The organism is Streptomyces sp. NPDC031426, from assembly GCF_055581585.1.
Window position 1 is genome coordinate 1 of sequence record NZ_JBVIJE010000076.1, and the last position, 7,513, is coordinate 7,513.

The 7,513-nt window shown below is 74.7% G+C and carries 1 protein-coding gene; it reads right to left on the minus strand.

Features of this window, described 5'->3' with window-relative positions:
- On the minus strand, window positions 1–7,513 hold a 7,513-nt coding region (locus tag ACZ5NH_RS45010; protein WP_468784233.1), incomplete at both ends, for an SDR family NAD(P)-dependent oxidoreductase.

Sequence of the window (7,513 nt, forward strand, 5' to 3'; positions counted from 1 at the left end):
CCCCGCTCGGCCACCAGATGCCGCGCGAACACCCCACCCAACTGACCACCGGCACCCGTCACCAACACCGTGCCCGTCGAGGACCATTCGGCAGCCGGCGCCTCCGCCGGGATCTCCGTCCGGGCCAGCCGCGGCACCCGTACCGCACCGTCGCGGATCAGGAGTTGGGGTTCCCCGGTGGCCAGTGCGGTGGTCAGCGCGTGCCAGGAGGTGTCGGTGCCGTCGAGGTCGGCGAGGACGAGCCGGCCGGGGTTCTCGGACTGGGCGGAGCGCACCAGGCCCCACAGCGGGGCGTGCGCCAGGTCCCGCGGGTCCGCGTCCGCCACGGGTCCGATCGCTCCGTGGGTGACGAGGACCAGACGCGCGTCGGCGAAGCGGTCGTCGGCGAGCCAGGTCTGCAGGGTGTGCAGCGCGCGGGCGGTGGCGGCCCGTGCCGTCGCGGGGAGGTCCCCGGTGATGCCGGCGGGCAGGTCGAGCAGGACCGTGTGCGGTGTGGGTGCGCCCGCTTCCACAGCCCTGATCAGCGCGGACAGATCGGTGTGGCGCTCGGCCCGCTCCGGACCGGCGGGACCGTCGCCGAGTACAGCCCACGGACCGTCGTCCGGCGTGCCGGCGGTAGCCGGTGTCAGCGGTGCCCAGTCGACGCGGAACAGCACGTCGTGGTGGGGGTCGCGAGCCGTGCCGAGCTGCTCCGGGGAGACCGTGCGCAGGGCGAGGCCCTCCACGACGGCGGCCGGGGTGCCGACCGTGTCGGCGATCTCCAGCGTCACCTCACCGCTGCTCAAGGGCCGCAGCCGTACCCGGAGCGCGTCCGCGCCCGCGGCCGTGGCGGTGACGCCGCGGAAGGAGAACGGCAGCCGCCCGGGCTCTCCGGTGCCGGCGGCGTCCAGCCCGAGGGGGTGCAGCGCGGCGTCGAGCAGGGCGGGGTGGAGGACGAACCGGGCGCCTTCGGTGGCGGCGTCCTCGGGGAGGCGCACCTCTGCGAAGACCTCCTCGCCCCGGCGCCATGCGGCTATCAGCCCCCGGAAGACGGGGCCGTAGCCGAATCCGGATGCGGCCAGGCCGTCGTACAGGCCCGTCACCTCGACCGGCTGGGCGCCTTCGGGGGGCCAGACGGAGAGGTCGAACGACGGGGCGGGGCCGCCCTGGGCCAGGACGCCGGTGGCGTGGCGGGACCAGGATTCGCCCGTCGCGTCCTCGGGGCGCGAGTGGAGGGTGAGTGTGCGGTGGCCCGAGCCGTCGGGGTCGCCGAGTGTCAGGCGCAGCTGCACTCCGCCGTGTTCCGGTACGACCAGCGGTGTTTCCAGGGTGAGTTCCTCGACGCGGTCGCATCCGACCTGGTCGCCGGCGCGCAGTGCCAGTTCGACGAAGGCGGTGCCGGGCAGCAGGACCGTGCCCAGGACGGCGTGGTCGGCGAGCCAGGGGTGGGTGCGCAGCGACAGTCGGCCGGTGAGCACCACCGCCCCCGATTCGGGCAGCTCCACCGCGGCGCCCAGCAGCGGGTGGTCAGCGGGGCCCAGGCCGGCCGCCGAGACGTCGCCCTGTGCGGAACCGGCGTCCAGCCAGAACGGCTGCCGCTGGAAGGGATAGGTCGGCAGGTCGGTGCGGTGTGCGCCGCTGCCCTCAAAGAGCGCCGTCCAGTCGGTGGCCGCCCCGCGGGCGAACGCCTGGGCCACGGCCGTGGTCAGCGTCGACGCCTCGGCGCGTCCCTCGCGCAGTGCAGGGACGAACACGGCGTCGTCGTGGGTGAGACAGTCCTGGGCCAGTGCGCACAGCACACCGTCCGGGCCGAGTTCGACGTAGGTGGTGACGCCCTGCGCGTCCAGGGTGTGGACGCTGTCGTGGAAGCGGACCGTCTCGCGAGCGTGCCGTACCCAGAAGTCGGGGCCGGTGATCTCCTCGGCGGAGGCGAGGGCGCCGGTGAGGCCCGGGACGAGCGGGATCCGCGGCGCGCGGTACGACAGCCCCTCGGCGACCTCGCGGAAGGCGTCCAGCATCGGGTCCATGTGCGGAGAGTGGAAGGCGTGGCTGACGGCGAGGCGCTTGGTGCGGCGGTCCTGCCGGTCGAAGGACGCGGCGATGTCCGTGACGGCGTCCTCGTCGCCGGCGATCACCACGGACCGCGGGCCGTTGACGGCGGCCACGCTCACGCCCTCGGTGAGGAGGGGCGTGACTTCGTCCTCCGTGGCCTGCACGGCCACCATGGCACCGCCGCCGGGGAGTTCCTGCATCAGCCGGCCGCGCGCGGCGACCAGGGCACAGGCGTCCGCCAGCGACAGCACACCGGCACAGTGCGCCGCCGCCAGGTCGCCGATGGAGTGCCCGGCCAGCACGTCGGGCTCCAGGCCCCACGACCGGACCAGCCGGAACAGTGCCACCTCGACCGCGAACAGCGCGGGCTGGGTGCGGGCGGTCTCGTCCAGCAGGGCCTGGTCACCGGCGAACAGGACGTCCTTCAGCGGCAGTTCGAAGTGGGCGCAGACCTCGTCCAGGGCCTGCCGGAAGACCGGGTAGGCCGCGTAGAGCTCCCGGCCCATGCCGAGCCGCTGGCTGCCCTGGCCGGTGAACAGGAAGGCCACCTTGCCGTCGCCGGCCGCGCCGTGCACCACATGGGTGGTGGTGCCGTCCTCCGCCAGCGCCGTCAGGCCGCGCAGGGCCTCGTCCCGGTCCGCCGCGACGACCACCGCGCGGTGCTCGAAGAGGGCGCGGCCGGTGGCCAGGGAGTAGCCGACGTCGGCGGGTGAGAGGTCCGGACCGGCCGTCATACGGTCCCTGAGCCGCTCGGCCTGGGCGCGCAGTGCGGCAGGGGACTTCGCCGACAGCGGCAGCGGCACCGTCGGCAGCGGTCCGGCGTCGTGCGCCGCGCTGTCGTCCGCGGGCTGCGGGGGCTGCTCGACGATGGCGTGGGCGTTGGTGCCGCTCATGCCGAACGAGGAGACACCGGCGCGGCGCACCCGCCCTGTCTCCGGCCACGGCCTGGCCTCGGTGAGCAGTTCCACGGCGCCCGCCGACCAGTCGACGTGCGGGGTGGGGGCGTCCACGTGCAGCGTCTGCGGCAGGACACCGTGCCGCATCGCCATCACCATCTTGATGATCCCGGCCACGCCGGCGGCGGCCTGGGTGTGGCCGAAGTTGGACTTGACGGAGCCCAGCCACAGCGGGCGGTCCGCGGGGCGCTCCCGGCCGTAGGTGGCCAGCAGCGCCTGGGCCTCGATCGGGTCGCCCAGGGTGGTACCGGTGCCGTGGGCCTCGACCGCGTCGACGTCGGCGGCGGACAGCCCGGCACTCGCCAGGGCCTGCCGGATGACGCGCTGCTGCGAGGGGCCGTTGGGCGCGGTCAGGCCGTTGCTGGCGCCGTCCTGGTTCACGGCCGTGCCGCGGACGACCGCCAGCACCCGGTGGCCGTTGCGCTCGGCGTCCGAGAGCCGTTCGACGAGGAGCATGCCGACACCCTCGCCCCACGCGGTGCCGTCGGCGGCGGCGGCGAAGGGCTTGCAGCGGCCGTCGGCGGCCAGGCCGCGCTGGCGGCTGAACTCGGTGAACACGTCCGGCGTGGTGATGATGGTGACACCGCCGGCCAGGGCCAGGGTGCATTCGCCGTTGCGCAGTGCCTGAACGGCCAGGTGCAGGGCGACCAGCGACGAGGAGCACGCCGTGTCGACGGTGACCGCCGGTCCCTCGAAACCGAAGGTGTAGGAGACACGGCCGGAGGCGATGCTGCTGGATCCGCCCGTGCCCAGGTAGCCCTCGACGCCTTCGGGCACCGTGTTCAGCCGGGACACGTAGTCGTTGTGCATCTGGCCGACGAACACGCCGACCTGGCCGCCACGCAGCGTCGCCGGGTCAATGCCCGCCCGCTCGAACGCCTCCCAGGAGGTTTCGAGCAGCAGCCGCTGCTGCGGGTCCATCGCCAGTGCCTCACGCGGATTGATCCCGAAGAAGGCGGGGTCGAAGTGGTGGGCGTCGTAGAAGAAGCCGCCTTCGCGGGCGTACGACGTTCCGGCGCTGTCCGGGTCGGGGTCGTAGAGGCCCTCCAGGTCCCAGCCGCGGTCCACGGGCAGGTGGGAGATGCCGTCCCGGCCCTCGGCGAGCAGGGTCCACAGGTCCTCGGGGCTGCGCACGTCGCCGGGGAACCGGCAGCTCATCGCGACGATGGCGATCGGGTCGTCCTGCGCGGCGGCGGTGGCGGCCCGGGTGGGCAGGGCGCTCGCGGCCTCGGCGCCGAGGAGTTCACCGCGCAGCCAGGCACCCAGCGCGGTGGGCGTCGGGTAGTCGAAGACCAGCGTGGCCGGCAGCCGCAGCCCGGCGGCCGCGCCGAGGCGGTTGCGGAATTCCACGCCGGTCAGCGAGTCGAACCCGAGGTCCTTGAACGCCCGGGTGGGCTCGACCGCTTCGGGCGAGGCGTGCCCGAGTACGGCGGCCACCTGGCTGCGCACGAGGTCGAGCAGGGCCTGGTCCCGCTCCGCCTCGGGCAGCCGCAGCAGCCGCTCCTTGAGCGAGGAACCGGCCGTGGTACCGCCGGCCTCGACCGCCCGGCGTGCCGGTGCGCGCACGAGGCCCCGCAGCAGCGCGGGCACGCTGCTCGCGTCGGCGTGCCGCAGCGGCGCGAGATCGAGCCGCATGGGGACCAGCAGGGCGTCACCGGCCCGGTGGGCGGCGTCGAGGAGGGCGAGGCCCTCGTCGTTCGCCAGGCCGAGCACGCCGGAGCGGGTCATGCGGGACTTGTCGGTCTCGTCCAGCTCGCCGGTCATGCCACTCGACTCGGCCCACAGGCCCCAGGCGAGGGAGGTGGCGGGCAGTCCCCGGGCCTGGCGGTGCTGGGCGAGGGCGTCCAGGAAGACGTTGGCGGCCGCGTAGTTGGCCTGCCCGGCTCCGCCGAAGGTGCCGGCGGCCGAGGAGAACAGCACGAACTCCGCAGGCTCCAGCTCACGGGTGAGCTCGTGCAGGTTGACCGCGGCGTCGACCTTGGGCCGCATGACGCGGTCGAGTCTTTCCGGGCTCAGCGATCCGACGACACCGTCGTCGAGCACGCCCGCGGTGTGCACGACGGCGGTGAGCGGGTGTGCGGCCGGGATGCCGGCCAGCAGCCCGGACAGCGCGTCACGGTCGGCCGCGTCGCACGCGGCGACGGTGACCTCAGCGCCCAGTTCCGCCAGTTCGGCGGCCAGTTCCGCGGCGCCCGGCGCATCCATGCCGCGCCGGCTGGTCAGGAGCAGGTGACGGGCACCGCGTGCGGTGACCGCGTGCCGGGCGACGAGACCGCCCAGGGTCCCGGTGCCTCCGGTGATCAGCACGGTGCCGTCCGGGTCCCACTCGGCGGGAACGGTCAGGACGACCTTGCCGACGTGCCGCGCCTGGCTCAGGTGGCGGAAGGCGTCGGGCGCCCGCCGCAGGTCCCAGGCGGTGATCGGCGGCGGGGTGAGCGCGCCGGCGGCGAACAGCTCCAGCAGCTCGGTGAGCATTTCCTGGATGCGGTCAAGGCCCGCCTCGACGAGGTCGAAGGCCTGGTAGGACACCCCGGGATGGGCGGCGGCCACCTCCTCGGGCGTCCGTACGTCGGTCTTGCCCATCTCGACGAAGCGGCCGCCGCGCGGCAGCAGCCGCAGTGACGCGTCGACGAACTCCCGGGCCAGCGAGTCCAGGACGACATCGACGCCGCGGCCGCCGGTGGCCTCGCGGAACGTCTCCTCGAAGTCCAGGGTGCGGGACGAGGCGATCCGGTCCTCGGTCAGCCCGAGGCCGCGCAGCGTCTCCCACTTGCCCTCGCTCGCCGTGGCGTACACCTCGACGCCCCAGTGCCGGGCCAGCTGCACGGCGGCCATGCCCACACCGCCCGCGGCGGCGTGCACCAGCAGTGACTCCCCCGGCTGGAGGCCGGCGAGGTCACGCAGGGCGTAGTACGCCGTCATGAAGACGATCGGCACGGCCGCCGCCTCCGCGAACGTCCAGCCCTCGGGCATGGGCGCGATCATCCGCCGGTCGGCCACCACGAGCGGACCGAAGCCACCGGGCAGCATGCCCATGACCCGGTCGCCGGGGGCGAGATCGGTGACTCCGGGGCCGGTCTCCACGACGACACCGGCGCCCTCGCTGCCCATCAGGCCGGCGTCGCCCGGGTACATGCCGAGGGCGTTGAGCACATCGCGGAAGTTCAGGCCGGCCGCCCGGACCGCGACCCGGACCTCGCCCGGACGCAGCGGCCCGGACGCCTCCGGGCACGGGACGAACGTCAGGTTCTCCAGGGTGCCCTTGTCCCGGATGTCCATCCGCCAGGCGGGCTCCCCGTCAGGGGGCACCAGGTTTCCGCCGGACGCCACCCTCGCCAGCCGTGGTGCGTGGACCGTGCCGCGCCGCACCGCGAACTGCGGCTCCCCGGACGCGAGGGCGCCGGGCAGCGCCTCGTACGATCCCGCCTCGGTGTCGAGGTCCGCCAGGACGAAGCGGTCGGGATTCTCCGACTGCGCCGAGCGGACCAGACCCCACACCGGGGCGTGCGCCACGTCCCGCACGCCGGCGTCGGACTGCGTCGCCACCGCCCCGTGGGTCACGAACACCAGGCGGGACGAGGCGAACCGCTCGTCCTCGAGCCACGCCTGGACCAGGCTCAGCGTCTCATGGGTGGTCCGGCGCGCGGCACCGGCCGTGTCATCGGCGGCGGATCCGCCCATGGGCACGAGGACGTACTCGGCGACGGCGGTGCCCGCGTCGGCCGCCGCCCGCAACGCGGTCAGGTCCGCGTAAGCGGCGTACGGCAGCGGCAGCGCGGAGTCGCCCAGTACGGCACAGTGCTCCGTGGCTGCGGGCGCCGCCTCGGGCGGCGGCACCGTGGCCCAGTCCAGGCGGAAGAGCGACTCGTGGTGCCCGGAGCGGGCACCGGCCAGCTGGTCGGCGGAGACCGGGCGCAGGGTCAGGCCGGCGACGGAGGCCACCGGCTCGCCGTTCATGTCCGCCAGTTCCAGCGTCACCGCGTCGGCGCCCGCCGGGGCGAGCCGGACCCGCAGCGCGCCCGCGCCGACGGCATGGAGGGACACGTCCCGCCAGGAGAACGGGAGACGGCCCTGTCCGTCGCCGCCGTCCTGCACGAAGGTGGCATGCAGCGCGGCGTCGAGCAGTGCCGGGTGCAGGCCGAACAGTCCGGCGTCGGACTGCCGGTCCTCCGGCAGCCGGACCTCGGCGAAGACCTCCTCGCCACGCCGCCAGGCCGCCCGCAGCCCCTGGAAGACCGGCCCGTAGCCGAATCCGCCTGCGGAGAGGTGCTCGTACAGGCCCGTGACGTCGACGGCTTCGGCGCCCGCCGGAGGCCATACGGAAAGGTCGACGGAGGACCGCGGCGCGCCGGAGACGGCCAGCAGGCCGCCGGCGTGGCGCGTCCACGGCTGGTCCGCCGGCGCGTCCTGCGGCCGCGCGTACAGGTCCACCGGCCGCCGTCCGTCGTCGTCCGGCGCGCCGACCACCAGCTGCAGTTGTACGGCACCCCGCTCGGGCAGCACCAGCGGCGCCTCCAGCGTCAGCT